The sequence below is a fragment of the Reyranella sp. genome (genome assembly GCF_965279465.1).
Classification (GTDB): domain Bacteria; phylum Pseudomonadota; class Alphaproteobacteria; order Reyranellales; family Reyranellaceae; genus Reyranella.
Genome location: NZ_OZ257242.1, coordinates 2,504,929 through 2,531,199, shown reverse-complemented (window position 1 = coordinate 2,531,199; position 26,271 = coordinate 2,504,929). Strand labels below are relative to the sequence as shown.

Sequence of the window (26,271 nt, the reverse complement as noted above, 5' to 3'; positions counted from 1 at the left end):
TGCTAGGGTCCGGCTTTCGAGGAGGAAACATTCATGAGCGGTAAGATCGCAGTCGTCACCGGCGCGGGCAGCGGCATCGGCCGGGCCTCGGCACTGGCCCTGCTGAAGAACGGCTACAAGGTGGCTCTGGCCGGCCGACGCAAGGATGCGCTCGACGAGACGGCGACGATGGCGGGCAACAATGCGCCGAACGCCCTCGCCGTGCCGACGGACGTCACCAAGCGTGACGACATCGTGGCGCTGTTCGCCAAGGTTAAGGCGACGTTCGGCCGGCTCGACCTGGTGTTCAACAACGCCGGCGGCGGCGCGCCGCCCGTGCCGCTCGAGGAGTTGCCCTACGAGACCTGGCTCAACGTCGTGGCCGCCAATCTTACCGGCCCATTCCTATGCACCCAGGAAGCGATGAAGATCATGAAAGATCAGTCGCCCAAGGGCGGGCGGATCATCAACAACGGCTCGATCTCGGCCCATGCGCCGCGGCCGTTCTCGGTCGCCTATACCTCGACCAAGCACGCCATCACCGGTCTCACCAAGTCGACTTCGCTCGACGGCCGTCAGTACGACATCGCCTGCGGCCAGATCGACATCGGTAATGCAGTGACGCCGATGACCGAGCGCATGACCAAGGGCGTGCTGCAGCCCGACGGGTCGACGCGGGTCGAGCCGCGCATGGACGTCGAGGCGGTTGCCAATGCGATCGTCTACATGGACAGCCTGCCGCTCGATGCGAACGTGCAGTTCATGACGGTCATGGCGACCAAGATGCCGTTCGTCGGGAGAGGCTGACCCCCATCCGCCCCTTTGGGGCACCTTCCCCCGCAGACGGGGGAAGGCAAAGAATCATGCCTTCCCTCGTCTGCGGGGGAAGGCGGCACGTCTCGTCGGTCCGACGCGCAGCCTCGTCAGTACCCCTCGTGCATCAGCGGGAAGGCTGAGTGCACGCTGGGCAGGTTGGTCGGCATGGCCTGGGTGATGTAGCTCTTGTCGAGCTGCTTGAGGCTCGAGACGCCGAGCAGTCCCATCACCTCTTTCATCTCTTCCTCGAGCAGCTCGACCACGCGCTCGATCCCGGCCGCTCCGTTGGCGGCGAGGCCGTAGCAATAGAGGCGGCCCAGGCCCACCCAGTCGGCACCAAGGCAGATCGCTTTTACGATGTCGGTGCCGCGGCTGAACGAGCCGTCGACGATGATCTTGGCCTTGCCTTTCGCCACCTCGACGATCTCCGGCAGCACCGCCGCCGAGCCGCGGCCGTGGTCGAGTTGGCGGCCGCCGTGGTTGGAGCAATAGACGCCCCAGGTGCCTTCCTTGATCGCGATCTCGGCATCCTCGGCACAGCCCAGACCCTTGAGGATGAATTTCACGTCGGGAAACTGGCTCTTCACACGCTTGTAGTTGTCCCACGAGAACGCGGCCTGGTGATCCTGCCCGGTCGCCGCGGTGCGCCACGATTTCACGAAGCGCTTGGCGATGTCGCGCTCGCGGCGCGAATAGACGGCGGTGTCGACGGTGATGCAGAAGGCGTCATAGCCTGCGCCCATTGCCTGCTTGACCCGCTCGGCCACCCACTTGTCGTCGCCGCGGACATAGAGCTGATAAATCTTGGGGCCGTCACCGCCCTTGACGATATCCTCGAGCTTGAGCGTGGTCACCGAGCTGATCAACATGCCGACGCCGCCCGCGCCGGCGCCTTTCGCGACGGTGATGCCGCCGCCGGGCTCGAAGGATTCCAGCGAGCCGACCGGCGCCAGCAGCACGGGAATGCGCAGCTTCTTGCCGAAGATCTCCGACGACGGATCGATCTTGCTCACGTCGCGCAGGACGCGCGGCTTGAAGGCGATCGAATCCAGCGCCAAACGGTTGCGCCGCATCGTCGTCTCGGTCTCGGTGGCGCCGACCAGGTAATCCCAGATATTGCCGTTGAGCCGGATCTTGGCCGCCTTAACGACCTCGTGCAGCGTTACGTATTCGTTTTCCAGACCGCTTGCCATGGTTCCCCCGCTGTCGAGGCGCTAGACTTAGCGCAACAAACAAGGCGGAGGAAGCAATGGCAGCATCAGCAGCGGCCGTGCTGCAGAGCGAAGCGGAAATCCGCGTGCGTCCGATCAACGGCTTCATCGGCGCTGAAATTGAAGGCGTCGATCTGCGCCGTCCACTCTCGCCAGCACAGTTCAGGATCGTCCACGACGCCTTCGTGAACTACGAGGTGATCGTGTTGCGCGACCAGGACATCACGGTCGATCAGCAGATGGCGTTCGGCGCGCTGTTCGGAGAGCTGTCGATCCATCCCTTCTCGCCCAACCTGCCGGACAAGCCCGAAGTCATCATCCTCGACTATTCGGCCGACAATCCGCCGGCATTGACCGACATCTGGCATGTCGACGAAACCTTCCGCGAGGCACCGCCGATGGCCACCATCCTGCGCGGCAAGGTCATCCCCGAGGCCGGCGGCGACACGCTGTTCGCCTCGATGAGCGCGGCCTATCGCGGCCTCAGCGAGCGTATGAAGCAGCACATCCATGGGCTGGAGGCGCTGCACGACTTCAAGCCATGGCGGCCGCTGTTCGGCCAGAGCGATCGCGCCAAGCTGCGCAAGCTCGAGGACGATTTCCCCAACCCGTGGCATCCGGTGGTGCGCGTGCATCCGGTGACCGGACGGCGGGTGCTCTATGTCAATCGCCAGTTCTGCACGCGCATCAAGGGCCTCAAGGCCGACGAAAGCGATGCGCTGCTCGAGTTCCTCTACCGCCAGGCGACGATCCCCGAGTACCAGCTTCGCGTGAAGTGGCAGCCCGACACGCTGGTGATGTGGGACAACCGCTCGGTCCAGCATTACGCCAGCCACGACTACTACCCGGCGCGGCGCACGATGGAGCGGGTCACGGTGAAGGGCGACAAGCCGCAGGGCGTCACCGGCGTCTACACGGAGGACACGGTGCCGGCCAACGGCACGGTGAAGCCCGCCATCGCCGACGGCACTCGGCCCGGACCGAAGCGCGCCTTCGACCGCTACTGACGTGCGGCGGCGGTCGCTTCTGGTCGGCGGGCGCTTGCAGGCGGGCTTCGGCCAGCCGGCGGTGATCGACAACAAGCAGGGCGCCGCCGGACGGCCATACGCCGCTGCTGGCAACCGTCGGCACGCCCCGGCGTCCCCACGGCCCATCACCTCCTGACCGAACTGATCTGCTCGAAGATGCCCTTCTCGGCCACCCACGTACCCTATTTCGGCTCGGCCAGGGCGGTGGTCGAGCACCTCGATGGCGAATTGAACAAGGCCCTTGCCGACCCCATCTTCATCCAGTGCCTGCGCGATGTCGGACTGGCGGGCGCGCCGTTGGCAGCCGAGGCTTTCGGCGAGTTCGTCAAACGTGATGCCGTCCGATGGGCCGAACTGGTAAAACTGTCCGGTACGAAGGCCGAATGAAGAGTAGAGGCGAGGTTTCGACATGAAGAGGCGCGTATTCACGGCGGCGATTGCCCTCGCCATCTGGAGTCCGCTCGGCGCCGAAGCCGATCCCCTGCCCCCGATGCGGGAGACGCCGATGTTCGCCGATCAGGTGAAGTCGGGGGCGCTGCCGCCGGTCGACAAGCGCATCCCCGAAGCGCCGTCGGTCGTGAAGCATTTCTCCGGTTCGGACGGTCCCGGCCGTTCGGGCGGACAGGTCAACATGCTGATGGCCACCGCGCGCGATACGCGCATGATGACGCTCTACGCCAACGCGCGGCTGATCGTGTACGACGACCGTTTCAGGCTGCAGCCCGACATCCTCGAGAGCTACGAAGCCAAGGAGAGCCGCGAATTCACCCTCAAGCTCCGGCCCGGCCACAAATGGTCAGATGGTCAGCCGTTCACGACCGAGGACTTCCGCTTCTTCTGGGAAGACATCGTCAACAACAAGGAGCTGTCGCCCGGCGGGCCGAGCATCGAACTGCTGGTCGATGGCAAGCCGCCCGTGGTCGAGATCCTCGATCCGGTGACGATCAAGTTCACCTGGGAAAAGCCCAATCCCTACTTCATCGAGAGCCAGGCGCGCGCCGCCCCGCTGTTCCTGTACCGGCCGGCGCACTACCTCAAGAAATTCCACACGAAGTACACGCCGGCCGAAGAGATCGCCAAGGAGGCCAAGGGCGGCCAAACCAGCTGGGTCCAGATCTTTCGTCGCGTCGACGTGATGTACAACAACGACAACCCGGACCTGCCGACGCTCAACGCCTGGAAGCTGATGACGTCGGCGCCAGCGCAACGTTTCGTGTTCGATCGCAATCCCTACTATTATCGGATCGACGAGAAGGGCGTGCAGCTGCCCTATTTCGACCGTGTGATCTTCACCCTGGCAGCGACCAATCTGATACCCGCAAAGGCGGGACTGGGCGAAGCCGACCTGCAGCCGCGCTACCTCAACATGCGCGACTACACCTTCCTGAAGAAGAGCAGCAAGAGCTCGGGCGTCGAGGTCCTGCTCTGGGAGTCGGGGTCGGGCTCGCAGCTCGCCCTTTATCCCAACCTGAACGTCAAGGACGAGGTGTGGCGGAAGGTGATGCGCGACGTGCGCTTCCGGCGGGCCTTGTCGCTCGCCGTCGACCGCGATGAGCTGAACGAGGTCGTCTATATCGGGCTGGCAAATCCCTCCAACAACACGATCATGCAGCGCTCGCCGCTGTTCAAGCCCGAGTACGCGACCAAGTGGGCGATCTACGATCCCAAAGCGGCAAACGCGTTGCTCGACGAGATGGGCCTCACCCAGCGCAGCGACCTCGGCTTCCGTCTGCTGCCGGACGGCCGGCAGGCGACCATCATCGCCGAGCATGCCAGCGAGGAGACCGAGGATGCCGATGCGCTGTCCCTGATCGCCGACCAGTGGAAGCAGATCGGCATCAAGCTGCTGTTCAAGCCGCAGACGCGCGAGAACTTCCGCCTGCGCACCTTCTCCGGCGAGGCGCTGATGACGGCCTATGCCGGCATCGTCACCGCGGCGCCGACGGTCGATACCAGCCCCAAGGAATTCGCGCCCACGACACAGGGCGGCCTGCAGTGGTCGCGCTGGGGCATGTTCATCGAGAGCAAGGGCAAGCAGGGTGAGAAGTGCGACCTGAAAGAGGCTTGCGTCCTGCTCGACTATCTCCGGGAATGGGAAACCTCGACCAATGAGGCCACGCGCCTCAAGGCGTGGGAGAATATCCTCGAGACCAATGCCGACCAGGTGTTCACGATCGGCACCGTAAACGGCATCAGGCAGCCGATCGTCGTCGGGCCAAAGGTCAGGAACGTGCCGAAGGAAGGCTACTACGCCTGGGATCCGGGCGGCTACATCGGCCTCTACAAGCCCGACACGTTCTGGATGTCGCAGTAGTCTTCCGCCGGGGGCGCGTCACCCCAGTGACGCGTCATGATCATGATCGCGCCACTGGAGTGGCGCGCCCCCACGCTCAAGACGCCGCCGGGACCGGCTCTCCGAGCGACAGCATCAGCCGGTTCGCCCAATTGAAGAACGAGGCGGCGTTGATCACGTCGACGATGGCGTCGTCGTCCAGCCCGACCTCGCGCAGCGCATCGATGTGCCGCGGCCCGAACGAGATCGGCGTCTCGGTCAGCGCCACCGATGCCGCCACGATCGCGTTCCAGCGCTTGTCGAGATCGGCGCCGACGCCTTCGGCCAGGAGCCTGTCGACGTCGCCGGCCCTCTTGGAATAGGTCGCCGCAAACCTCGCGTGGACGGAAGCGCAGTAAATACAGCCGTTCAGCCGCGACGTCGCCGCCGCCGCAAGCTCGCGCTCGGCGCGCGGCAGGCCCGCGTCGGGATTGTAGAAGATGTCCTTGTCGGTGCGGGTGCGCGCCTCGAGCACGTCGGGATCGCGTGCCAGCAGGCGGAAGTAGTCGGACTTCACGCGGGCGGCGTCGACCAGGCTGGCGAGCTGCCGCTCGGTCATCTGGTCGGCGGCAACCGGCTCGAGCCACGGCAACCAGTCGAGCATGTCGCGGGTGAAGACGGCCGGCACCACGTGGCCGGATTGCGGAACGGTCTTGTCGGTCATGCTGGGCCTCACGACTTGGCGGCGAGGACCTTGAGGCCTGCCACCACCCGGATCTGGAAGGAGAGAAACGCGACGAGCTGCGACAGCGTCACGACGGAGTCGGTCGTCCAGCCGGCATCGAGCATCGCCTGCAGCGAGGGTGGAGCCGCATCGCGCGGATGGAAGACCAGCATGTGCACGTGCTCGAAGGCCGCCGACAAACGGGGCCCCAGCGCCTCGCGATGCGCGTCGGCGACGCGATGGATGGGCCCCTGCGTGTCTTCCTTGCTGAGCGGACCTTTCGGATAGGCGCCGTAAGGACCTTTGGTTGCCGCCGCGGCGATCTCCGCATCGATCGACGCGCGGGTCGCGTCGGTCGCAGCCGCACCCCTGAGCTTGGCGGCATAGAACTCCTTGATCGCCGCCTGCCCGTGCAGGCCGGCCACGAACACCGCAACGGCGAAGCGCTCGAGCAGCCCGAAGCCGCCGGTGTCGCCCGGCGCGAACAGCGAATCGTAGCTCTTCTGCGCGTGCTCGCGCGCCACCGCGCGGCGCGTTCGCCGCACCGAGTCGAGGTGCGAGCCGGGCGCGATGCCGGCCAGGGTGTCGATGACGTCGGCTTCCATTCTCGTCCTTCCTCAGGCGACGCGGCGAACGCTCGCCGTCTCGTCGCGTACCCAGCCTAACGCGGGCGCCACCTTCTCCGCCATCAGCTCGATCGAGCGCAGGATGAAGGGATGCGGCGGGTCGATCGAATGGACCTGCATCGTGAGGTCGGTCGCACGCTCCAGTGTCGTGTCCGCGGCGAGCGACTCGATCACCTCGTCGGCCGTGCCGAGATGGACGTCGAATGCCTTGATCAGGTCGTGCACGGAACCTGTCGGCGTTGGACCACCCATCGCCGCGCGCTTGTTGACCAGGCGCGGCAGGCCGGTCTCGGCGAAGCGATAGGCATCCCTGCGATCGTCGACCACGAAGACGGTGCGCGAGGCGAGAATGCGCGGTCCACGATTCTCCGGCAGCGCCTCGAAGTAGGCATCCAGCATCGGATTCTGCATCGCGTCGAGCGCAAGGAACGGCGCGCTCGGGTCGCGCGGCTGGGTGCGCGACAGCATCAGCCCGTCGCCGGCAGCGCCCGCCCGGCGCGAGCCTTCGACCGAGAACGTCGCCTGCCAGATGCGATCGACCAGCGTGGGACTCGACGGGTAGAGCCGGTCGCCACCCGGCAACTCGCCACCGGCCCACGCCAAGCGCATGATATCGAGATTGCCGTTCATCAGGCGATGACGGTCCCTGCTGTCGAGGCCGAAGGCGGTGAAGGCGGTGAGGTTGCCGCCGGGCCCGACGCCGATTTCCAGACGATGGTTGCTCAGCAGATCGAGCACCACGGCATCTTCTGCCACCCGCACCGGCAGCTCGAGCGGCAAGGTGACGATTCCCGTGCCGAGCCGGATGCGCGAGGTCGAGGCAGCAACGTGGGCAAGAAATACGAATGGTGCCGGCAACCCACCCTCGGCCTCGTGGAAGTGATGCTGTGCAATCCATGCCGAGTCGAAGCCGCTGCGCTCGGCTTGCACAATCTGTGCGGTTGCGAGGCGGTAGCGTTCTGCCGCATTCGTTTCATCGAGCAGGCGCGTGAAAAAACCCAGACGCTTGATCATGCGCGCGACCCTCGCGCGAACGTTGGCCTCATGCAAGCACCAGCATGTCTCATGCGCCCTGTGCCCCGGTCGCTGGTACAATCCGTGCATGGTTCTTGCCGTAATGTGATTGCACGACGTGAGGATGTGGTTTCCGGCAGCGATTCTTCGACACGAACATTCTATTGGCCGGGAAGTCCACGACTGCCACGTTTTGCGCCCCGTTCGCCACGGACCCCAGTGTGAGGTGTTCCATGCCTGTGCTTCATCGCCGTCTCCTGCTCGGCGCCTCCGCCGCCGCACTCCTCGTCGCCATTGCCCCGGCCGGTGCCGAACCGGCCAAGGGCGAGCCGATCTACCTCGGCGTGAGCGGCCCGCTCACCGGCCCCAACGCTCAATACGGCGCGCAATGGAAGATGGGCTTCGATCTCGCGCTCGACGAGATCAACGGCGGCGGCGGCATCAAGGGCCGGCCGCTCGCCTATCAGTTCGAGGATTCGCAAAGCGACCCGCGCCAGTCGGTGGCGGTGGCGCAGAAATTCGTCGCCGACCCGAAGATCGTGGCCGAACTCGGAGATTTCTCCAGCCCCGCGTCGATGGCCGCCTCGCCGATCTACCAGAAGGCCAAGCTGGTGCAGTTCGGCTTCACCAACTCGCATCCCGATTTCACCAAGGGCGGCGACTACATGTGGAGCAACTCGGTCAGCCAGGCCGACGAGCAGCCGCTCAGCGCCGCCTACGCGGTCAAGCGGCTCGGCCTGAAGCGCATCGCCGTGCTGCACCTCAACACCGATTGGGGCCGCACCAGCAAGGACATCTTCGTCAAGGCGGCCAAGGACATGGGTGCCGAAATCGTCGCCACCGAGGGCTACCTGGCCGACGAGAAGGATTTCCGCTCGACCCTGGTGCGGGTGCGCGACGCCAAGCCCGATGGGCTGATGCTCATCTCCTACTACTCCGACGGTGCGCTGATCGCGCGCCAAGCCAAGCAGGCTGGCCTGACGCTGCCCATAGTGGCGGCGAGCTCGGTTTATTCGCCCAAGTTCATCGAGCTGGGCGGCGACGCAGTCGAGGGCATCTACACCGCCTCACGCTACTTCCCCGGCGACTCGCGGCCGCTGGTCAAGGAATTCGTGGCCAAGTTCAAGGCCAAGTACGGCAAGGAGCCGGACGCCTTCAATGCCTACGCCTACGACACGATGATCCTGATGGCCGCGGTGATGCGCGAGTCCGGCACCGACCGCAAATCGATCCATGACGGCCTCGCGAAGGTCAAGGACGTGCCGAGCGTGATCTTCGGCAAGACGACCTTCGACACCAAGACACGCCGTGTCGACGGCGCCATGAACGTCGAGCTGGTCGTCAAGGATGGCACGTTCCAGCTCAACGAGGCCCACGCCGCGGTGCGCTGATCTTGGCCTCCTGGATCGACTACACCGTCAATGGCATCATCATCGGCAACATCTATGCGTTGCTGGCGGTCGGCCTTGCCCTCATCTTCGGGGTGAGCCGGCTGATCAACTTCGCCCACGGCTCGGTTTATGTCGTGGGTGCCTACGCCGGCTTCCTCGCCGTGACGAAGTTGGGCACACCGCTGCCCCTCACCATCGTCATCGTGGTCGTGGTCGGCGCTCTGCTCGGCCTCGGCATCGAGCGCTTCGGCCTGCGGCCGCTCCAGGGCTATGCCCACATCGCGCCGCTGCTGGCAACCATCGGCATCGGTTTCGTGCTGGACCAGCTGGTGCAGCTGTCCTTCTCGCCCGATCCGCGCGCCCTGCCGAGCTCGCTGCTCGACACGCGCTTCCAGATCGGCAACGGCACGATCGGCGCGCTCGACCTGTTGATCGCCGGCATCGGCCTGATCAGCGCTGGCCTGCTCTACTACTTCCTGCGCTACACGCGGCTCGGCTGGGCGGTCCGGGCGACGGCACAGGACCGCGACGCTGCGCAGCAGATGGGCGTCGACGTGGACGCCGTGCATCGCGTGGTATTCGCGATCGCCTCCGGGCTGGGTGCCGTGGCGGGCCTGCTGGTCGGCATGTACTACAACTACATCGACCCGGCGATGAGCTTCCAGGCGACGCTCAAGGGCGTCGTGGCGCAGGTCGTGGGCGGCGTCGGCAACGTGCCGGGCGCGATCGCTGGCAGCCTGCTGCTGGGCCTGGTCGAGAGCTATGGCATTGCGCTGTTCGGCACCAGCTACCGCAACCTCTTCGCCTTCATCCTGCTCGTGGTCGTGCTGGTGCTGCGGCCCAACGGCCTGTTCGCCAGCCGCCGCCAGACCCCGCCCGAGCCGATGACCGGCACCTTCATCGCGCCCAGCAGGCCGATCGTCATCCCGCCCAAGGCGCTGGTCGGCGCGGCCATCGTGGCGGCGATGGTGCCATTGGTGTTCCCGCATCCCTACGTGATGCAGACGCTGATCAATTCCTGGCTCTACGCGCTGCTCGGCCTCAGCCTCACCTTGATCGCTGGCACGGTCGGCCTGATATCGCTCGGGCATGCCGCGCTGCTGGCAATCGGCGGCTATACCTCGGCCCTGCTGGCGCTCAATTTGGGCGTTCCGGTGGCTCTCGCCATGCTGTCGGCCGGCCTCTTCACGGCCCTGCTTGGCACTGTCCTGGTCTTTCCCTCGTTCCGCCTGCGCGGCCACTACTTTTCCATCGCGACGCTCGCGATCGGCGAGATCGTATCGCTGGTGATCCTGAACTGGGAGACCCTGACGCGCGGCCCGATCGGCGTCTCGGGCATCCCGTCTCTGTCCCTGTTCGGCTTCGAGCTCGATACGGACCGCTCGGTTTACTGGTTCACCCTAGCGGTGATGGTTGTGCTGGCGGCGCTGCAGTTCCGTCTGCTCGGCTCGCATCTCGGCCGCGTGTTGCGCGCGGTGCGTGACGACGACGTAGCGGCGCGTTCCTACGGCATTCGGCTCGACCGCTACAAGGCGCTCGCCTTCGCCGTCGGCAGCTTCGCCGCGGGTGTAAGCGGCGCGATCACCGCGCACATCTATTCCTACATCAATCACGAGACCTTCAATGCCCAGCTCTCGATCCTGGCGCTGACCATCGTGATCCTGGGCGGCATGGGCAACGTCACCGGCGCCATTGTCGGCTCGGTGCTGCTGGTTGGCCTGCCGGAGGTGTTTCGCGTCGCCGCCGAGTACCGCGTGCTGATCTACGGCCTCGTGCTGCTGCTGCTGGTCCGATTCCGGCCGCAGGGCATCATGGGCACGGTATGACCAGCATGCTCGAGGTCCGTGGCCTCACCCGCCGCTTCGGCGGCCTCACCGCCGTCGATGCCGTCGACCTCGACGTCGCCGAGCACGAGTTCGTCTCGATCATCGGGCCGAACGGCGCGGGCAAGACGACCCTGTTCAACCTCGTCACCGGCCTTGACGAAGCCGATGCGGGCAAGGTCTCGCTGGAGGGCCATGACGTCACTGGCATGCCGCCCGACCGGCTGGCAGCACGAGGCGTCGCGCGCACCTTCCAGCATGGCCGCGTGTTCGCGAACCTGACGGTGCTCGACAATATCCTGGTCGGTGCGCATGTCCGCTTCAAATCCGTGCGGCCGTCGTGGCCGGGCCCGCTCTCCCTGCTCGAACCGGTCGCCGAGCTGGCGCTCGCTCTCGTGCGGCCGGGCAGGGTGAAGGCCGAGGAAACCCGAATGCGCGAAGAGGCGCTGCAGATCCTGGCCCGCTTCGGCGAGCGCCTGCTGCCGCGCAAGGACAATCCCGCCTACAGTCTATCCTACGCCAATCGTCGCCGGGTCGAGATCGGCCGTGCGCTCGCCCTCGGTCCGCGCCTGCTGATGCTCGACGAGCCGACCGCCGGCATGAACCAGACCGAGACCGCCGAAATGCAGGGCCTGATCGGCGACCTCAAGAAGACCGGACTCACCATCCTGCTGATCGAGCACAAGCTCGACATGGTGATGCAGCTCTCCGACCGGGTCGTGGTGATGGACGAGGGCCATGTCATCGCCAACGGCAAACCCGCTGACGTGCGCAACGACCCCAAGGTGATCGAGGCCTATCTCGGCCATCGCCGTGCCGACCGTGCGCCGGTCGAGGAGGCCACCGAATGAGCGAGCCGCTGCTCTCGATCGAGGGCGTGAACACCTTCTACGGACCAGTGCAGGTCCATTTCGACTTCTCGTTGGTCGTCGGGCGCGGCCAGATCGTCTGCCTGCTGGGCGGCAATGCGAGCGGCAAGTCGACCACCATGAAAATCATCCTGGGCCTGGTGAAGCCCCGGTCGGGTGTCGTGCGGTTCGACGGGCAGCCCATCACCGGACTGCCGACGCCGCAGATCGTGCGCCGCGGCGTGGGCTCAGTCCCCGAGGCCCGCCGCCTGTTCGGCGAGATGAGCGTGCGCGAGAACCTGCTGATGGGCGCCTTCACGCGCAAGGACCACAAGGCGATCGCCGAGGACCTCGACCGCGTGCTGACCCAGTTCCCCAAGCTCGCCGAGCGCCTCAGTCAGCGCGCCGGCACCCTGTCGGGCGGCGAGCAGCAGATGGTGGCGATGGCCCGTGCGCTGATGGGCCGGCCCAGGCTGATCTGCATGGACGAGCCGACCATGGGCCTCTCGCCGCTGTGGGTCGACCGCGTGCTCGACCTGATCGCCGCGATCAACAAGGAAGGCGTCACTGTCTTCATGGTCGAGCAGAATGCCAGCCTCGCCCTCGAGATCGCGCACCACGCCTATGTGCTGCAGACCGGCCGCATCGTGCTCGACGGCCCGGCCGCGGAGCTGCGCGCCGACCCGCGCATCCGCGATGCCTATCTCGGCGGGCAAGAGGCGGCTTGAGTTGCAAGTGTAGTTGCAGCTTTCACCGTAGCTCTCCTCCCCCGCTTGCGGGGGAGGTGGCGCGGTAATCCGCGACGGAGGGGGCGTGACGCACCATCTCCGCCGCCCTCCCCCTCCGTCAGCGTAAGACGCTGACACCTCCCCCGCGAAGCGGGGGAGGGAGGCTACTATCGCTTCTCGTACCTACCCGCCTGTCTTCACATCAGCGGTGGTGGGCCGGACATGCCGAGCTGGTGGGCGCCGAACAGTGGGGCCTGCACGTCGGGTGAGAACATGACATGCGCGTTGCAGGCGTGGGCATCGCGGAACAGACGCTGCATGGAGTTCTTGAGATAGAGGCCGCTCGAGCCCGCGACATTCATCAGGATGTTCACCGCCTCAAAGGAGAGGCGCACCGAGAAGAAGGCGTCACGGCGATAACGCAGCTTGTCGGCATGCTGCGGCTCCTGGCCGCTGCGCGCGACCGCCATCGCGTGGCCACAAACCGCGCGCATCAACATCTCCGCAGTATCGATTCGCGCGCTCGCCTCGGCGACCTTGATCTGGATCGCCTGGCTGGCGCCGACCGGCTGGCCGCTCGACGTCGCGTTGCGCTTGCGGGCCGCACCGACGACGGTTTCGTACGCGCCCTGCGCGCAACCCAGCATCACACCCGAGAGCACGTAGGGGCCCAGCGCCAGCAGAGGCAGCCGCCACAGCAGGCCCGGATTCACCGCAGAGCCCGCATGGGGTTTGCCGTTCATCGCCCAGGCGGAGATGGTTCTGTAATCCGGCACGTATAGCTTGGTGGTCGCAACGTCCTTCGAGCCCGTGCCGGCGAGGCCCACTGCATGCCATGTGTCGATGATCTCGTATTGCGAGCGATGGCAGAGCGCGAAGCGGTGATCGACCGGCGGCCCATCGTCGCGTTCACGCACGATGAACCCCAGCATGTTCCAGTCGGAGTTGTCGACGCCCGAGGACAGCGGCCAGCGGCCGGTCACTTCCCAACCGCCGTCGACCTTGCGGCCCTTGCCACAGGGAAAGGCAAGCGACGTGGCGATCAGCGTATCGGGCGAAACGTCCCAGATCTCGTCCTGGATGCGCGGGTCGCAATAGCCCAGCATCCAGTGATGGCTTGCGAGATTGCCGAAGTTCCAGGCGGTCGACGGACAGACCTGCGCCAGTTCGGCGGCAGCATCGACGAAAATCCGGACATCGAGCTCCGCTCCGCCGACGCGCTTGGGTTGCGCGACACGAAAGAGCCCGGCCTCGTGCAGGTCTCGCTCGGTCTCGTCGGGCAGGCGGCGCAGCCGCTCGCAGGTTTCGGCACGCTCGGCCAGCACCGTTTTCAGCGCGCGCGCCCGCGACAGCATTTCCTCGTAACCAACATCTGCGAAAGACATTGGGGTCTTGGGCAGCACGGGCGAGGGAGTCCAACTGATCGGCCCCGAGTCGGGCATGGTCTTTTCCTCTCAGGAAACACTGCGAATTCGCAAAGCGATTCTATTGCGGCGGGAACGAGCTGCCCCCATCTGTGAACTGAGCAAGAGCGGAGTGAGTCATGTCGGAACCGCTAGTCGTCGAAGTCTGGGGCAAGCCCGCGGGCTTCATCCTCAAGGAAGGCAACACCTTCCGCTTCCACGCCTTCGCCCGTCCGTTCTCCGAGCTGGACGGCACCGAATTCAACACGTTGGGCCACGCCCGGCTGGCTGCGGCGAAGCTGCAGCCCGCGCCGGACTGTCGGCCCGAAGCGTAGCCGGCCCCCACCGCGTAGGCCGCTGCATCGCTAGCGCGCAATCTTCCAGCCGGCTTCGGCCGCAAAGCGCTCGAAGAAGTCGACATCGTAGGCCTGCTCCGGAGTCCGTCTCACCCATTCGTCGATCTTCTTGGCATCCTCGCCAACCAGGATGCGCCAGCGGTCTTCTTTGACCCCGTCGAGTATGACCGTGGCGGCCTGAGCGGCGGTCATCGGCGCTTCCTCGAGGAACTTACGGGCGCGCTCGCGGATCATTTGCTCGACCTGGGCATTCGACAGCTTTGACTCGTCCATGCCCATGGCCTTGATGCGGGCTCTCGCCTGCTCGATCTGCTTGGGCGTCAGGGCATCGCTTTCCGTGTTGCCGCTCTGGACCCTCCCGGTGTTCGAGGCGATGCCGGTGCCGATATGGCCGGGCATCACGACAGAGCACTTGATGTGCGGTGCGTTCAGCCGGAGGTCGGTCTGCAGCGCCTCCGAAAAGCCCTTCACCGCAAACTTGGCGGCGGCGTAGGCGGTCTGCGGGATATGGACGCCGATCTGCGCCCAGAAGCCGTTGACGCTGCTGGTGTTGATGATGTGGCCCTTGTCGGCCTTCTGCAGCATCGGGAGGAAAGCACGCGTGCAGAGATAGACGCCGCCCCAGCAGATGTTGAAGGTCCGCTCCCATTCGTCGCGGCTGTTGACGAACATCGACGAACCGCCGCCTATGCCCGCGTTGTTGAACAGCAGGTGAATGCGGTCGGTGTCGTGCAGGGTCCCGACCTCGTCGCGGAACTTCAGCACCTGTGCCTCGTCGGCGACGTCGACGATATGGGTGGTGATCTTGAGTCCCTGTGGCAGGCGCTCCTGCTCGCACAGGCGCTTGGTCTCCGCCAGCCCGCTCGCGGAGACGTCGCAGGTCGCGATGCTGCAGCCCTCGGCCACGAGCTGACGCACCAGCTCGCGGCCCATTCCCGAGCCGCCACCGGTTACAACGGCCAGACGGCCCGACAGGTCTTTCATCAGAGTGCCCTTATCTGGACTTTGCGCCACTTGAGTGAGCCGGAGCCGTACTGAAGCGCGATCGGCCCCGCGTCGAGGAGCTGCTTATCGGTCACGTCGACCGTCTTCTGGCCGTTGAAGACGACCACGAGATGGTCGCCCTTGGCGGTGATGTCGAAGGTGTTCCACTTGCCGGCGGCCTTGGGCATCGGCACGACCTTGGCAACGTCGACGATCGCTCCGGTGCCGTAGGTCGGGTCGGGACGCTTGTCGAAGATGTTCACCTCGTAGCAGTCCTTGGCGTTGATCACCGTGGGGCTCTTGCAGCGGATGAAGATGCCGCTGTTTACGTCCTCGTCGGCCCAGAACTCGGCCTGGATCTGGAAGTCCTTGTACTTCTCCTTGGTCACCAGGTAGGAGGGATCCTTCCCCTCGAGCTTGTCGGCGACCAGCGCGCCGTCCTCGATCCGCCAGTTGGCGGCACCGACCTTGCCGAAGTCGCCCATCGTCTTGCCGTCGACAACGGTGATCCACTTTTCCTGGGCGGATGCAGCAACGCTGAGCGACGCAACGCAGGCAGCAATGGCAATCATACGCTTCATGGCGTTTTCTCCCTTTGCCTTGTTATCGTCATAACCATAGCAACCGAAAAAGCCGTCGGCACCTACCACGTGTCGATATTGGGGCGCCGCTTTCGGCTGTGTCGCGGCTTGCGCTCCGCTCCCAGCAGGGCGGTGGCGATCCAGCGTCGCGAATCGGCCGGGTCGATCACCTCGTCGACCTCGAAATAAGTTGCCGTGCTGAGTGCCTTGCCGCGCGCATAGGCGTTGGCGACCATCTTGTCGAAGGTGGCGCGGCGCTCGGTCGGATCGGCGATCGCCTCGAGCTCCTTGCGATAGCCGAGCTTGACCGCCCCTTCGAGCCCCATGCCGCCGAATTCGCCGGTCGGCCAGGAGATCGCAAAGGTGCCGGCATGGAACGAGCCGCCGGCCATCGCCTGGGCGCCCAGCCCATAGGCCTTGCGCAGCACGATGGTGCCGAACGGCACGCCGAGATTGGCGCCCGTCACGAACAGCCGCGAGCAGTGCCGCACGAGCGCCGTCTTCTCGACCTCCGGCCCGACCATCATTCCCGGCGTGTCACACAGGAACAGCACCGGCAGATCGAAGGCATCGCACAGCTGGATGAAGCGCGCCGCCTTGTCCGAGCCGTCCGAGTCGATGGCACCGGCGAGATGCATCGGATTGTTGGCGACGATCCCGAACGGCTTGCCCTCGATACGGCCGAGCGCCGTCACCATGCCGAGGCCGAAGGCGCGGCGGATCTCCAGCACCGAGCCTTCGTCGCACAACGTGCCGATCACGTCGCGCACGTCGTAGACGCGCAGCCGGTTCTCCGGGATGGCGCGGCGCAGCAGCCGCTGGTCGGCGGCCCGCCACTCCGGCAAAACGCCCTGAAAATACGAAAGATACTTCTTGGCGACGGCGACGGCTTCCGCCTCGTCCTCGACGGCAATGTCGACCGTGCCGTTGGGCACCTGCACGCTCATCGGGCCGACTTCCTCGGGCGCGAACACGCCGAGATTGCCACCTTCGATCATCGCCGGCCCGCCCATGCCGATCGTCGAGTTCTTCGTCGCGATCACCACGTCGCAGCAGCCCAGCAGCGCCGCATTCCCGGCGAAGCAGCGGCCGGAATTGATGCCGACCAGCGGCGACACACCGCTCAGCCGACCGAATATATGGAACGCCATGGTGTTGAGGCCGGCGACCGACTGCACGTCGACGTCGCCCGGCCGGCCGCCGCCGCCCTCGGTGAAGAAGACCAGCGGAATGCGCTGGTCCTCGACGATCTCGAACAGCCGGTCCTTCTTGTGGTGGTTGGTCTTGCCCTGGGTGCCGGCGAGCACCGTGTAGTCGTAGTGCGCAACGGCAACCCTCGACTTGTCCGGCCCGAACAGCGAACCGTTGATCCGCCCGATACCGGTGATCAATCCGTCCGCCGGCGTCTTCTCGACCAGGTCCTCGATCGTGCGGCGCGTGCGCTGGCTGGCGATGGCGAAGGCACCGTATTCGACGAACGAGCCGGGATCGACGAGATCGTCGAGGTTCTGCCGCGCCGTGCGCTGGTTGGTCTTACGCCGACGCGCCACCGCATCGGGCCGCTTGTCGTCGAGCGTCATCGCGCGACGCTCGAAATACTCGGCAAGATCGGGCCGGACATGGTCGAGGTCGATCTTCTCCTCGACCGCCGTGCCCTTCACCTCGACATCGGCTTCCTCGACGAACAGCAGCGCATGGCCTTCGTAGACCGTTTCGCCGGCCTCGACCGCGATGCGCCGGACGTAGCCACGCGCGGGACTCTTGATCTCGTGCTGCATCTTCATGGCGTCCATGATCAGAAGCGGCTGGCCTGCCGCGACGGCATCGCCCTCCTTTACCGACAGGCTGACGATCGTGCCCTGCATCGGCGCGGGCACCGGCACCGTTCCTTCCGGGGCATCGCCGGCCGCGGCCGGCTCCGGCTGGGCCGCCGTCTTGCCGAACGCCAGCACCGCCAGCGGATCCACCGCATCCACGCGCGCGCCAACCTGCCGGCTGCCGGCCGGAGGCGCCGCGGCTGCTTGAACCGGGGCCGCCTCGAAATACCGCCCGCGGTCCACCATGGCGGCTGCCGCGATCAGCTTCCCCGCATGCTCATCGACGAAGCGCGTATGAACCTTGTCCGCCCGCACGTCCTTGTCGGCGAGCAGTGCCCGCAGGAAGCTTATGTTGGAAGGTGCGCCTTCCAGACGGAACGACGCCAGGGCCCGCTCCGCCCGCGCCAGGGCTGCCTCGAAAGTCGCTGCCTTGACGATCACCTTGGCAAGCAGCGAGTCGAAGTTGGGATTGGTGCGGTAGCCGGCGTAACCGTAGGCGTCGACGCGCACGCCCGGTCCCGACGGCGGCTCGAACACGGTGAGAGTCCCACCCCCGGGCTTGGCCGAGCCGTCCGCGGTCATCGTTTCCATGTTCACGCGAAGCTGGATGGCAGCGCCGTGTGGCGCGGCGCCCACCTGCAGCTCGCCGCGCAGCTGGGCCTGTACGAGGTCCACGCCCCACACTTCCTCGGTGACGGTGTGCTCGACCTGCAGGCGCGGATTGGCCTCGATGAAGAAGAACGCGCTGCCGTCGACCAGAAACTCGAAGGTGCCGAGGCTGCGATATTTCACGGCCTTGGCCATCGCGGTCGCGGCATCGACGATCTTCTTGCGCATCGCGGGCTTCAAATGCGGGCTTGGCGCCAGCTCGACGATCTTCTGGCTGCGCCGCTGCAGGGTGCATTCCCGCTCGCCCAATGCTGCGATGCCGCCCTTGCCGTCGCCGACGATCTGCACCTCGATGTGCCGCGCCTGGCGTACCAGCCGTTCCGCGTACAGCGCGCCATTGCCGAAGGCAGACCGCGCCTCGGCAGACGCGCGCTCGAAGGCGTCGGCGATCTCGCCTTCCTGCGTGACCAGCCTCATGCCCCGACCGCCGCCCCCGGCGATCGCCTTGAGAGCAATTCCGGACTTTGCATGCGTCTTGAAGAATGCCGTTGCGCCCGCGACATCGACCGGGCCATCGGTGCCCGGCAGCACCGGCACCTTGCTCTTCTCGGCCTGGGCGCGCGCCCGCGCCTTGTCTCCAAACAACTCGAGCTGCTCGGGTGTCGGACCGACGAAGGTGATGTTCGACTCGGCACAGGCGCGGGCCAGGCCGGCATTCTCCGACAGAAAGCCGTAGCCTGGATGGATCGCGTCGCACCTGGTGCTCTTCGCGGCCGCGACCACTGCGGCGATGTCGAGATAGGCTGACGCGCCGCGCCCCTTGAGCGCCACCGCCTCGTCGACCCGTTTCACGTGCAGCGAGGCGGCATCGTCCTCGGAAAAAATGCCGACCGTGGCGATGCCGAGCTCCGATGCCGCCTGGGCGATGCGAATGGCGATCTCGCCGCGATTGGCGATCAGAAGTCTCTTGATCATGTTAGAACCTGGCTATGACGAAACGGCTGCTGATCGTGGCACATGCCCCGTCGGAGAACACTCGGGCGTTGCGCGCCGCCGTGGAACGGGGTGCGCGGAGCGAAACCGGCATTGACGCCGTGGTCGCGGCTCCCCTGCAGGCCGGGCCGGACGATGTGCTGGCCGCGCAGGCCGTCATCCTCGGCACCACCGAGAACCTCGGCTACATGAGCGGCGCGCTGAAGGACTTCTTCGACCGCTCCTACAATCCCCTGCTGGAACGCACCCAAGGCCTGCCCTGCGCCCTCTATATCCGCGCCGGCAGCGACGGCACCGGCACGCGGCGCGGTGTCGAGACCATCCTGACCGGCCTGCGCTGGCGGGCCGTGCAGGAGCCGCTGATCTGCCGCGGCCCCTGGCAGCCCGCCTTCGTCGAGCAGTGCGAGGAGCTCGGGGCCGCAATGGCGGCCGGCCTTGCCGCCGGCATCTTTTAGCGACCGCGGTGCGCACCGCCCCGCAAGACCGGAAGGACGAGCATGGCCCACGAACGTTTTCGCCGATTCAACACGATGGGCCGCTGGCCAAACCAGAAGATCGATTACGACGTGTCGCTGATGGTCCGCGCGAGCGGGCGCAGCCTGTTTATCGCCGGTCTGACCGGCTTCGACCTCGATGGGACATTCCACGGCAAGGACGACCCTGCCGCGCAGGCAGACCAGGCGATGAAGAACCTCAAGATCCTCATCGAGGAAGCCGGCGGGACGCTCGAGCACGTCTGCAAGGTGACGACGTATTTGCTCGACCGCGCGCACCGCGATCCCGTCTACAATACCGTCGCCCGCCACTTGCACGGGATCGCCCCCTGCGGCACCGGCCTCATCATCTCCGGGCTCGCGATGGCCGACATGCTTGTCGAGTTTGACGTCGACGTCGTCATTCCGGATTGAGCGAGCGGCCCGGAGACAGATTACTCGGCGGCCTGCTTCTTCTTGTCTTCGGCGACATCGGTCATCATCACCGCGATGTCGGCATTGACGTGGTGCGTAGGGCCTTCCGTCGCCTGCTCGGCCTGCACGACGCTGCGCCCATAGGCCGAGACGGTGGGAATCGCCGACGCCTCCACCGGGGCCATCCGCTTCTTGCGCTTGAGCGCCGCCTCGATGAAGGGCGCGAGCTCGGCTTGCTTCTTCGCATCGCGCGCGGCCTGGTCGGCCTTGAGCGCGGGCATCACCTGGGCGGCGAAAAGCTCGAGCGCCTCGCAAATATGCTCGTGCTTGTTGCGCCCGCCCTGCTGGATGAACACGACCTGGTCGACGCCGGCCTCCTGGTACTGGCGCAGATGCTGGGTCAGCTCGGCCGGTGTGCCGATGCCGCTGCCGCGCCCCGCCGCCGGGAGCTTATCCTTCGCCGCCTCGAAGCGCTCCCAGATGTCGGTCGTGCCCGGCTGGTGATGGCCGTAGACGTAATAGTGGCCGAGCGAATAGCCGAAGAACTGGAAGCCCTCCGAGCCGCGCCGCCGCGCCTCGGCTGCGTCCTCGTGCACTGAGAAGCCGGTCACCATGGCGATGTTGGCATTCACGGTATGGCCGATCGGCACGCACTGGTCGCTCTTGATGATGTCATAGTATTCGTGTGCCCACTTGCCCGCTTCCGCCGGATCGACGAAGGCGAAGGTGAGCGCGCCGATGCCGGCACGCGCCGCGGCGTGGATCGTCTCGCGCTTGGAGCAGGCGACCCAGATCGGCGGATGCGGCTTCTGCAGCGGCTTCGGGACCACGTTGCGCACCGGCATGGAGAAGTATTTGCCCCGGAAGCCGGGATACGGGCTCATCGCCATCATGTTGGCGGTCTGCTCGACCGCCTCGGCCCACATCGCCTTCTTCTGCTCGGGATCGATGCCGAAGCCTTCGAGCTCGACCCTCGAGGCCGATTCACCGGTGCCCCAGTCGACTCTTCCGTCGGCGATCAGGTCGAGGGTCGCGATGCGCTCTGCCACGCGCGCCGGATGGTTGTAGCCGGGCGGCGCCAGCACCACGCCGTGGCCGATGCGAATGTTTTTTGTGCGCGCGGCGCAGGCAGCGAGGAAGACCTCGGGCGCCGAGGAATGCGCGTATTCCTCGAGGAAGTGATGCTCGACCTCCCAGATATGATCTATGCCGAGCCGGTCGGCGAGCTCGACCTGGGCGAGCGCGTCCTTGAACAGCTTGTGCTCGGAGTCGCCGGTCCACGGGCGCGGCAGTTGGTGCTCGTACAGAAGTCCGAAACGCATGTGGCCTTCTCCTATGAGTCCGATGTTGGCTCAGTCTCGGTGTCATCCCGAGCGTAGCGAGGGATCTATGCTGCAACCCATAGATCCCTCACTACGCTCGGGATGACACTGCACACTCGCGACGACGGCACTAGTGCGCCGTCCAGCCGCCGTCGACGACGAGGCCTGCGCCGGTCATGAAGCTCGCATCGTCCGACGCCAGGAACACGATGCCCTTGGCGATGTCGTCGGCCTCGCCGAGCCGGCCGATCGGGTGAAGGGCGAGCGTGTTCTTGCGCGCCTGCTCGGTATCGTTGGTGCCGACCTGCTGAGCGCGCATCACGAAGGTCTTCTCGCCCATGTCGGTCTGGATCAGGCCGGGATGGATCGAGTTGACCCGGATGCCGTAGCCCTTGCGACCGAACTCCAGCGCGGTCGACTTGGTGAACAGGGTCACGCCGCCCTTGGTCAGCGAATAGAGCGGATCGAGCTGCGAGCCGACGAGTCCCGCGATCGAGGCGAGATTGACGATGTTGCCCTTGGTTTTCTTGAGGTGCGGCAGCGCCGCGCGCGTGCCCAGCACCACGCCGGTCAGGTTCACCGCGACGAGCTTGTGCCAGTCGTCGAGCGAGGCGTCCTCGATGCCCTTGCCGACGAAAATGCCGGCATTGTTCACCAGCACGTCGAGCTTGCCGTAGTGCTTCACCGTGGCGTCCATTGCGTCCGCCCAGCTCGCCTCCTGGGTGACGTCGAGATGGACATAGAGTGCACCGATCTCCTGCGCGAGCTTGCGGCCGGTCTCGTCGAGCACGTCGCCGATGGCCACCTTGGCACCGGCCTCGACCATGCGCCTCGCCGTCGCCCCGCCGATGCCACGCGCCGCCCCCGACAGAAACGCGATCTTGCCATCCAGCCTGTTCATTTGTCGTTTCCTCCGTCAGTCGTTGTGCAAACCATCCCAAGCTGGCTATGGTCGGGCAAGACAGAAGACGACCAAAGAACCACGGGGAGAAACGGCCATGCCATCAGGCGCCCGTCAGGGCTGGCTGATCGCGACCGGCGTCATGCTGGCGCTCTGCCTGTTTGCCCTCTGGCAATCGTCCCTGCTCGCCCTCACCGATAAGCTCGGGCCGGGTCCGGGCTTCTTTCCGTTCTGGCTCTCGCTGATCGGCTCGGGCTTCTCGCTCGCACTGCTGGTCGGCGTCTACCGTGCTCCAGCCGATCCGCCGGACGCCGAGCCGATCCTGCCGCGCGGCTACGGCGCACGGCGCATCGGCGCAATCATCGGAACGCTCGCCGTCACCACGCTGCTGATGGAGGTGCTGGGCTTCCAGCTCGCCATGCTCGGCTTCAACGCCGTCTTGCTGGTGGCGCTGGGCGAGCGGCGCTGGCTCGCCATCGGCCTGTTCGCCCTCGCCGGCAGCTTCGGCGTGCACTACGTCTTCACCCGCTGGCTGGACGTGCTCCTGCCGGCCGGCCTGCTGGGGCTCTGACGATGGACGCCTTCCAGCACCTGATGGCGGGCCTCGGCGCGGCGATGAGCCCCGGCAACCTGATGTTCGCGTTCGCCGGCTGCATGCTCGGCACCCTGATCGGCCTGCTGCCCGGCCTCGGGCCGGCGGCAGGCACCGCGATCCTGATCCCGCTCACCTTCAGCCTCGACGCCACCGGCGCCATCATCATGCTCTGCGCCATCTACTACGGCGCGATGTACGGCGGTACGATCACCTCGGTGCTGATCAACGTGCCGGGCGAGGCGGCGTCGGTCATAACCTGCATCGACGGCTACGCCATGGCGCGCCAGGGCCGCGCTGGCTCGGCGCTCGCCATCGCCGCGATCGGCTCGTTCGTCGGCGGCACCGCGGCCACCATCGCGCTGGTCGTGGTCGCCATTCCGCTCGCGCAGCTCGCCTTGAAATTCGGGCCGGCCGAATTCTTCGGCCTGATGGTGGCTGGACTCTGCCTTGTGATTGGCTTGGCGGGTAAGAACCTGCTGGCCGCGCTGCTGATGACCGTGCTCGGCCTGCTGCTCGCGATGATCGGCCTCGACCCGGTGCGCGGCGCGCCGCGCTTCACCTTCGGGCTGCCCGAGCTCTATGACGGCATCGGTTTCATCCCGGTGGTGATGGGCCTTTTCGGCATCGGCGAGCTGCTGATCGCAGCCGAAAGGCGCGAGACGCGCATGATCGAGGCCGATCTCAAGAAGTGGAATCCGACGAAGAAGGAATGGCGCGCCTCGGCCGGCGCGATCGGCCGCGGCACGATCGTCGGCTTCGTGCTCGGCCTGATCCCCGGTGTCGGAGCGATCGTGCCGACCTTCATGGCCTACGTGCTGGAGAAGCGCGTCTCCAAGACTCCGGAGCGCTTCGGCAACGGCGCGATCGAGGGCGTGGCCTCGGCCGAGACTGCCAACAACGCCTATGCCAATGCCTCGATGGTGCCGCTGCTGGCCCTTGGCGTGCCGAGCTCGCCGACCATCGCGGTGCTGATGGGCGCCTTCATCGTGAACGGCATTACGCCCGGCCCCTTCCTTTTCACCGAGCGGCCCGAGCTGGTGTGGACGGTGATCGCCAGCTTCTTCGTCGGCAACGCGATCCTGCTGATCCTCAACCTGCCGCTGGTCGGGCTGTGGGCCAAGCTGCTCAAGATCCCGTTCAGCTACATGTGCACGGGCGTGCTGATCTTCTGCGTGATCGGCGCCTACGGGCTGAAGCAGAGCCTTTTCGACGTCTGGATCATGCTGGGCTTCGGCGTGCTGGGCTACCTGCTGCGCAAGCTCGACTTGCCACTGGCGCCCGCGATCCTGGCGCTGATCCTGGGGCCGATGATGGAGCGCTCCTTGCGGACCACGCTCGAGATTTCGGCCGGCAGCTTCGCCATCTTCCTCGATCGGCCGCTGGCGCTCGCGCTGCTCGCCGTTCCCGTGCTCGTGCTGGGCTTCATGCTGCTGAAGCCGCGAGCCTTCGCCCCGGTCCGGCAAGCCGACGCCGAATGAAATCAAACAGGAGGGAACCATGTTGAATCGCCGAACCCTGATCGCTGCCTCGGGCGCCGCCGCGTTGGCAGGCCCTGCACTCGCCCAGAACTTCCCGCGCAAGGCGATCCAGATGATCGTCGCCTTCCCGGCCGGCGGCAGCACCGACATCGGGGCGCGCATCGTCGCCGCTTCGGCGGAGAAGGTTTTCGGCCAGCCGGTCGTGGTCGTCAACAAAGCGGGCGCCGGCGGCCAGCTCGGGTTCACAGAAGCCGCACGGGCGCGCCCGGACGGGTACACGCTCGCCTTCCTCAACCTGCCTGGCATCAACACCATCATCCTCGATCCCGAGCGCAAGGCGATATTCGGCATCGATGCGTTCATACCGGTCATCAACCAGGTCCTCGATCCCGGTCTCGTCTGGGTGAAAGCCGACAGCCCCTACAAGACCTTCGCCGACCTGATCGAGGGCGCGAAGAAGAACCCGGGCAAAGTCAGCGCCTGCACCACCGGCATCCTGAGCGACGACCACCTCGCCATCCTGATGACAAACGAGGCCGCGAAGGTCGACTTCCGCATCGTTCACTTCGATGGCGGCGCACAGCAGATCACCGGCGTGATGGGTGGCCATGTCGACGTGGCGTTCGACAATGTCGGCGGCGTCTTCAAGCGCATACGTTCCGGTGAGCTGCGCGGGCTGGTGGTGCTCGACAACGAGCGCTCCAAGTTCCTGCCCGACGTGCCGACCGCCAAGGAGCTCGGCTATCCGACCATCATCTCCTCCTCGACGCGCGGCATCGGCGTGCAGAAGGGCACACCGCCCGACGTCATCAAGGCGCTCGAAGCCGGGCTGCTGAAGGCGATGCAGAACCCCGACCACATCCAGAAGCTCGAGGAGGCGGGCCTGGGCTTCAAGCCGATGGTCGGCGCGGAATACGCCAAGTACTATGCCGACCTGCACGCACAGGCGGCGAAGTACACGGAGTGGGCACTAAGGATGCGCTAGGAGCGCGACAGGCAGGCTCGGTCGGGTGGGAGTAGCGTTCTCCCCAATCGGAATCGTGCGGCCGAGTCGATGCCGAAGGCGGCGCAAGCGAACGGGAGGGCAGGATGGCTGGAATTCTGGACGGCAAGAGCGCGCTGGTGACCGGCGGCGCGTCCGGCATCGGTCGGGCGACGGCACTCGCCATGGTCCGCGAGGGCGCGCGTGTCGCCATCGCGGACCAGAACGAGACGGGCGCCGCCGAGACGGTGGCGATGATCAACGCAGCGGGCGGCCAGTCGATCGCGATAGCCGTCGACGTCTCGGACGAGGCGCAGATCGAAGCCATGGTGACGCGCAGCGTCGCGGCTTTCGGCAGGCTCGACTGCGCGTTCAACAATGCCGGCATTGCGTCGCGGGGTGCCGGCCAGCCCGGCCTGCGCACGCACGAGATGACCCGCCAGTCGTTCGACCGCATGATCGCAATCAACCTGACCGGCGTGTTCCTGTGCATGAAGCACGAGATCGTCCAGATGCTGAAGCAGGGCGGCGGAGCGATCGTCAACACGGCGTCGGTCGCCGGTCTGGTCGGCCTGCCGACATCGGCCAACTATGTCGCCGCCAAGCACGGCGTGGTCGGGCTCACCAAGACGGCGGCGATGGAGTACGCACGCGAGAACATCCGCGTAAACTGCGTCAACCCCGGCTACATCAAGACGCCGATGACAGATCCCATCATGGGCGAACGTTACGAGAAGTTGATGCCCAAGGTCCCGATGAACCGGCTCGGCGTGCCCGAGGAGATTGCCGAGGCGGTGGTCTGGATGTGCTCCGATCGTGCCTCGTTCATGACAGGCGCGTCGCAGGTGGTCGATGGAGGTTACTACGCGGCGTGAGAGCGGG

Annotated in this window: 25 protein-coding genes; 15 read left to right on the top strand and 10 right to left on the bottom strand. The window is 66.0% G+C overall.

What is annotated here, in order from left to right; all coding sequences use genetic code 11:
* Positions 1–33 precede the first annotated feature (33 nt).
* Positions 34–786, top strand: a complete 753-nt coding sequence (locus tag ACQY8M_RS12395; protein ID WP_428672337.1) for an SDR family oxidoreductase — start codon at positions 34–36, stop codon at positions 784–786.
* A 116-nt stretch (positions 787–902) separates the two neighbouring features.
* Here the strand turns inward: ACQY8M_RS12395 and ACQY8M_RS12390 are convergent, their stop codons facing one another.
* The gene (locus ACQY8M_RS12390; protein ID WP_428672335.1) at positions 903–1,988 is read right to left on the bottom strand and encodes an alpha-hydroxy acid oxidase; all 1,086 of its coding nucleotides are present in this window, start codon (positions 1,986–1,988) and stop codon (positions 903–905) included.
* Between the two features lie 56 nt (positions 1,989–2,044).
* Here ACQY8M_RS12390 and ACQY8M_RS12385 point away from each other — a divergent pair, with 56 nt between their 5' ends.
* The 3 genes from ACQY8M_RS12385 (at position 2,045) to ACQY8M_RS12375 (ending at position 5,348) form a co-directional block, all read left to right on the top strand.
* Entirely contained in the window at positions 2,045–3,013 is a 969-nt protein-coding gene (locus tag ACQY8M_RS12385; RefSeq protein ID WP_428672333.1) for a TauD/TfdA dioxygenase family protein, read from the top strand.
* A gap of 177 nt (positions 3,014–3,190) precedes the next feature.
* The gene (locus ACQY8M_RS12380) at positions 3,191–3,421 is read left to right on the top strand and encodes a hypothetical protein (RefSeq protein ID WP_428672331.1); all 231 of its coding nucleotides are present in this window, start codon (positions 3,191–3,193) and stop codon (positions 3,419–3,421) included.
* 22 nt (positions 3,422–3,443) lie between these two features.
* Positions 3,444–5,348, top strand: coding sequence for an ABC transporter substrate-binding protein (locus ACQY8M_RS12375; RefSeq protein WP_428672329.1), 1,905 nt, complete (start codon positions 3,444–3,446; stop codon positions 5,346–5,348).
* A 76-nt stretch (positions 5,349–5,424) separates the two neighbouring features.
* Here the strand turns inward: ACQY8M_RS12375 and ACQY8M_RS12370 are convergent, their stop codons facing one another.
* Genes ACQY8M_RS12370 through ACQY8M_RS12360 form a run of 3 tightly spaced genes read right to left on the bottom strand, consistent with a single transcriptional unit; the run spans position 5,425 to position 7,670 of the window.
* Entirely contained in the window at positions 5,425–6,030 is a 606-nt protein-coding gene (locus tag ACQY8M_RS12370) for an alkylhydroperoxidase domain protein (RefSeq protein ID WP_428672327.1), read from the bottom strand.
* An 8-nt stretch (positions 6,031–6,038) separates the two neighbouring features.
* Positions 6,039–6,635 (bottom strand): CMD domain protein, encoded by a 597-nt coding sequence (locus tag ACQY8M_RS12365; protein ID WP_428672325.1) that lies wholly within the window; start codon positions 6,633–6,635, stop codon positions 6,039–6,041.
* A 12-nt stretch (positions 6,636–6,647) separates the two neighbouring features.
* The gene (locus ACQY8M_RS12360; protein ID WP_428672323.1) at positions 6,648–7,670 is read right to left on the bottom strand and encodes a putative FMN-dependent luciferase-like monooxygenase; all 1,023 of its coding nucleotides are present in this window, start codon (positions 7,668–7,670) and stop codon (positions 6,648–6,650) included.
* Positions 7,671–7,903: 233 nt separating this feature from the next.
* Here ACQY8M_RS12360 and ACQY8M_RS12355 point away from each other — a divergent pair, with 233 nt between their 5' ends.
* From ACQY8M_RS12355 to ACQY8M_RS12340, 4 genes are read left to right on the top strand one after another with little or no spacing between them, the layout of a single operon-like run.
* Positions 7,904–9,061 (top strand): ABC transporter substrate-binding protein, encoded by a 1,158-nt coding sequence (locus ACQY8M_RS12355; protein WP_428672321.1) that lies wholly within the window; start codon positions 7,904–7,906, stop codon positions 9,059–9,061.
* Positions 9,062–9,063: 2 nt separating this feature from the next.
* Entirely contained in the window at positions 9,064–10,887 is a 1,824-nt protein-coding gene (locus tag ACQY8M_RS12350; protein WP_428672319.1) for an ABC transporter permease, read from the top strand.
* Positions 10,884–11,735 carry an ABC transporter ATP-binding protein gene (locus tag ACQY8M_RS12345; protein ID WP_428672317.1) on the top strand — a complete coding sequence of 284 codons (852 nt, stop codon included), beginning with the start codon at positions 10,884–10,886 and terminating at the stop codon, positions 11,733–11,735. Before ACQY8M_RS12350 ends, ACQY8M_RS12345 begins: the two co-directional genes overlap by 4 nt.
* The gene (locus ACQY8M_RS12340) at positions 11,732–12,460 is read left to right on the top strand and encodes an ABC transporter ATP-binding protein (RefSeq protein ID WP_428672315.1); all 729 of its coding nucleotides are present in this window, start codon (positions 11,732–11,734) and stop codon (positions 12,458–12,460) included. The genes ACQY8M_RS12345 and ACQY8M_RS12340 overlap by 4 nt, the downstream gene beginning before the upstream one ends.
* 197 nt (positions 12,461–12,657) lie before the next feature.
* On the opposite strand, the gene ACQY8M_RS12335 is transcribed toward ACQY8M_RS12340, so the two are convergent.
* Positions 12,658–13,845, bottom strand: coding sequence for an acyl-CoA dehydrogenase family protein (locus ACQY8M_RS12335; RefSeq protein ID WP_428672313.1), 1,188 nt, complete (start codon positions 13,843–13,845; stop codon positions 12,658–12,660).
* A 158-nt stretch (positions 13,846–14,003) separates the two neighbouring features.
* Here ACQY8M_RS12335 and ACQY8M_RS12330 point away from each other — a divergent pair, with 158 nt between their 5' ends.
* Positions 14,004–14,198: a hypothetical protein gene (locus ACQY8M_RS12330; protein ID WP_428672311.1), complete on the top strand. Its 195-nt coding sequence runs from the start codon at positions 14,004–14,006 to the stop codon at positions 14,196–14,198.
* A 30-nt stretch (positions 14,199–14,228) separates the two neighbouring features.
* Here ACQY8M_RS12330 and ACQY8M_RS12325 read toward each other — a convergent pair whose 3' ends face one another.
* The 3 genes from ACQY8M_RS12325 to ACQY8M_RS12315 form a co-directional block, all read right to left on the bottom strand.
* A complete protein-coding gene (locus ACQY8M_RS12325; RefSeq protein ID WP_428672309.1) occupies positions 14,229–15,203 on the bottom strand; it encodes an SDR family NAD(P)-dependent oxidoreductase in 975 nt (324 codons plus the stop codon).
* Positions 15,203–15,784, bottom strand: a complete 582-nt coding sequence (locus tag ACQY8M_RS12320; RefSeq protein ID WP_428672307.1) for a 3-keto-disaccharide hydrolase — start codon at positions 15,782–15,784, stop codon at positions 15,203–15,205. The genes ACQY8M_RS12325 and ACQY8M_RS12320 overlap by 1 nt, the downstream gene beginning before the upstream one ends.
* A 62-nt stretch (positions 15,785–15,846) precedes the next feature.
* On the bottom strand, positions 15,847–19,185 hold the full coding sequence (locus ACQY8M_RS12315; RefSeq protein ID WP_428672305.1) for a carboxyl transferase domain-containing protein: 3,339 nt from the start codon (positions 19,183–19,185) through the stop codon (positions 15,847–15,849).
* Between the two features lie 14 nt (positions 19,186–19,199).
* Here ACQY8M_RS12315 and ACQY8M_RS12310 point away from each other — a divergent pair, with 14 nt between their 5' ends.
* The gene (locus tag ACQY8M_RS12310; RefSeq protein ID WP_428672303.1) at positions 19,200–19,658 is read left to right on the top strand and encodes a flavodoxin family protein; all 459 of its coding nucleotides are present in this window, start codon (positions 19,200–19,202) and stop codon (positions 19,656–19,658) included.
* A 42-nt stretch (positions 19,659–19,700) separates the two neighbouring features.
* Positions 19,701–20,111 (top strand): RidA family protein, encoded by a 411-nt coding sequence (locus ACQY8M_RS12305; RefSeq protein WP_428672301.1) that lies wholly within the window; start codon positions 19,701–19,703, stop codon positions 20,109–20,111.
* Positions 20,112–20,131: 20 nt separating this feature from the next.
* Here the strand turns inward: ACQY8M_RS12305 and ACQY8M_RS12300 are convergent, their stop codons facing one another.
* Both ACQY8M_RS12300 and ACQY8M_RS12295 read right to left on the bottom strand, forming a co-directional pair.
* On the bottom strand, positions 20,132–21,433 hold the full coding sequence (locus tag ACQY8M_RS12300) for an LLM class flavin-dependent oxidoreductase (RefSeq protein WP_428672299.1): 1,302 nt from the start codon (positions 21,431–21,433) through the stop codon (positions 20,132–20,134).
* Positions 21,434–21,563: 130 nt separating this feature from the next.
* Positions 21,564–22,334 (bottom strand): glucose 1-dehydrogenase, encoded by a 771-nt coding sequence (locus ACQY8M_RS12295; protein WP_428672297.1) that lies wholly within the window; start codon positions 22,332–22,334, stop codon positions 21,564–21,566.
* Positions 22,335–22,431: 97 nt separating this feature from the next.
* Here ACQY8M_RS12295 and ACQY8M_RS12290 point away from each other — a divergent pair, with 97 nt between their 5' ends.
* The 4 genes from ACQY8M_RS12290 to ACQY8M_RS12275 all read left to right on the top strand — a co-directional run bounded on the left by ACQY8M_RS12290 (position 22,432) and on the right by ACQY8M_RS12275 (position 26,264).
* Complete coding sequence (locus ACQY8M_RS12290; RefSeq protein ID WP_428672295.1) at positions 22,432–22,905, top strand: tripartite tricarboxylate transporter TctB family protein; 474 nt, start codon at positions 22,432–22,434, stop codon at positions 22,903–22,905.
* 2 nt (positions 22,906–22,907) lie between these two features.
* Positions 22,908–24,407: a tripartite tricarboxylate transporter permease gene (locus tag ACQY8M_RS12285; protein WP_428672293.1), complete on the top strand. Its 1,500-nt coding sequence runs from the start codon at positions 22,908–22,910 to the stop codon at positions 24,405–24,407.
* 19 nt (positions 24,408–24,426) lie between these two features.
* Entirely contained in the window at positions 24,427–25,392 is a 966-nt protein-coding gene (locus ACQY8M_RS12280) for a tripartite tricarboxylate transporter substrate binding protein (protein ID WP_428672291.1), read from the top strand.
* A gap of 104 nt (positions 25,393–25,496) precedes the next feature.
* Positions 25,497–26,264: an SDR family NAD(P)-dependent oxidoreductase gene (locus tag ACQY8M_RS12275; RefSeq protein ID WP_428672289.1), complete on the top strand. Its 768-nt coding sequence runs from the start codon at positions 25,497–25,499 to the stop codon at positions 26,262–26,264.
* Positions 26,265–26,271: the final 7 nt, after the last annotated feature.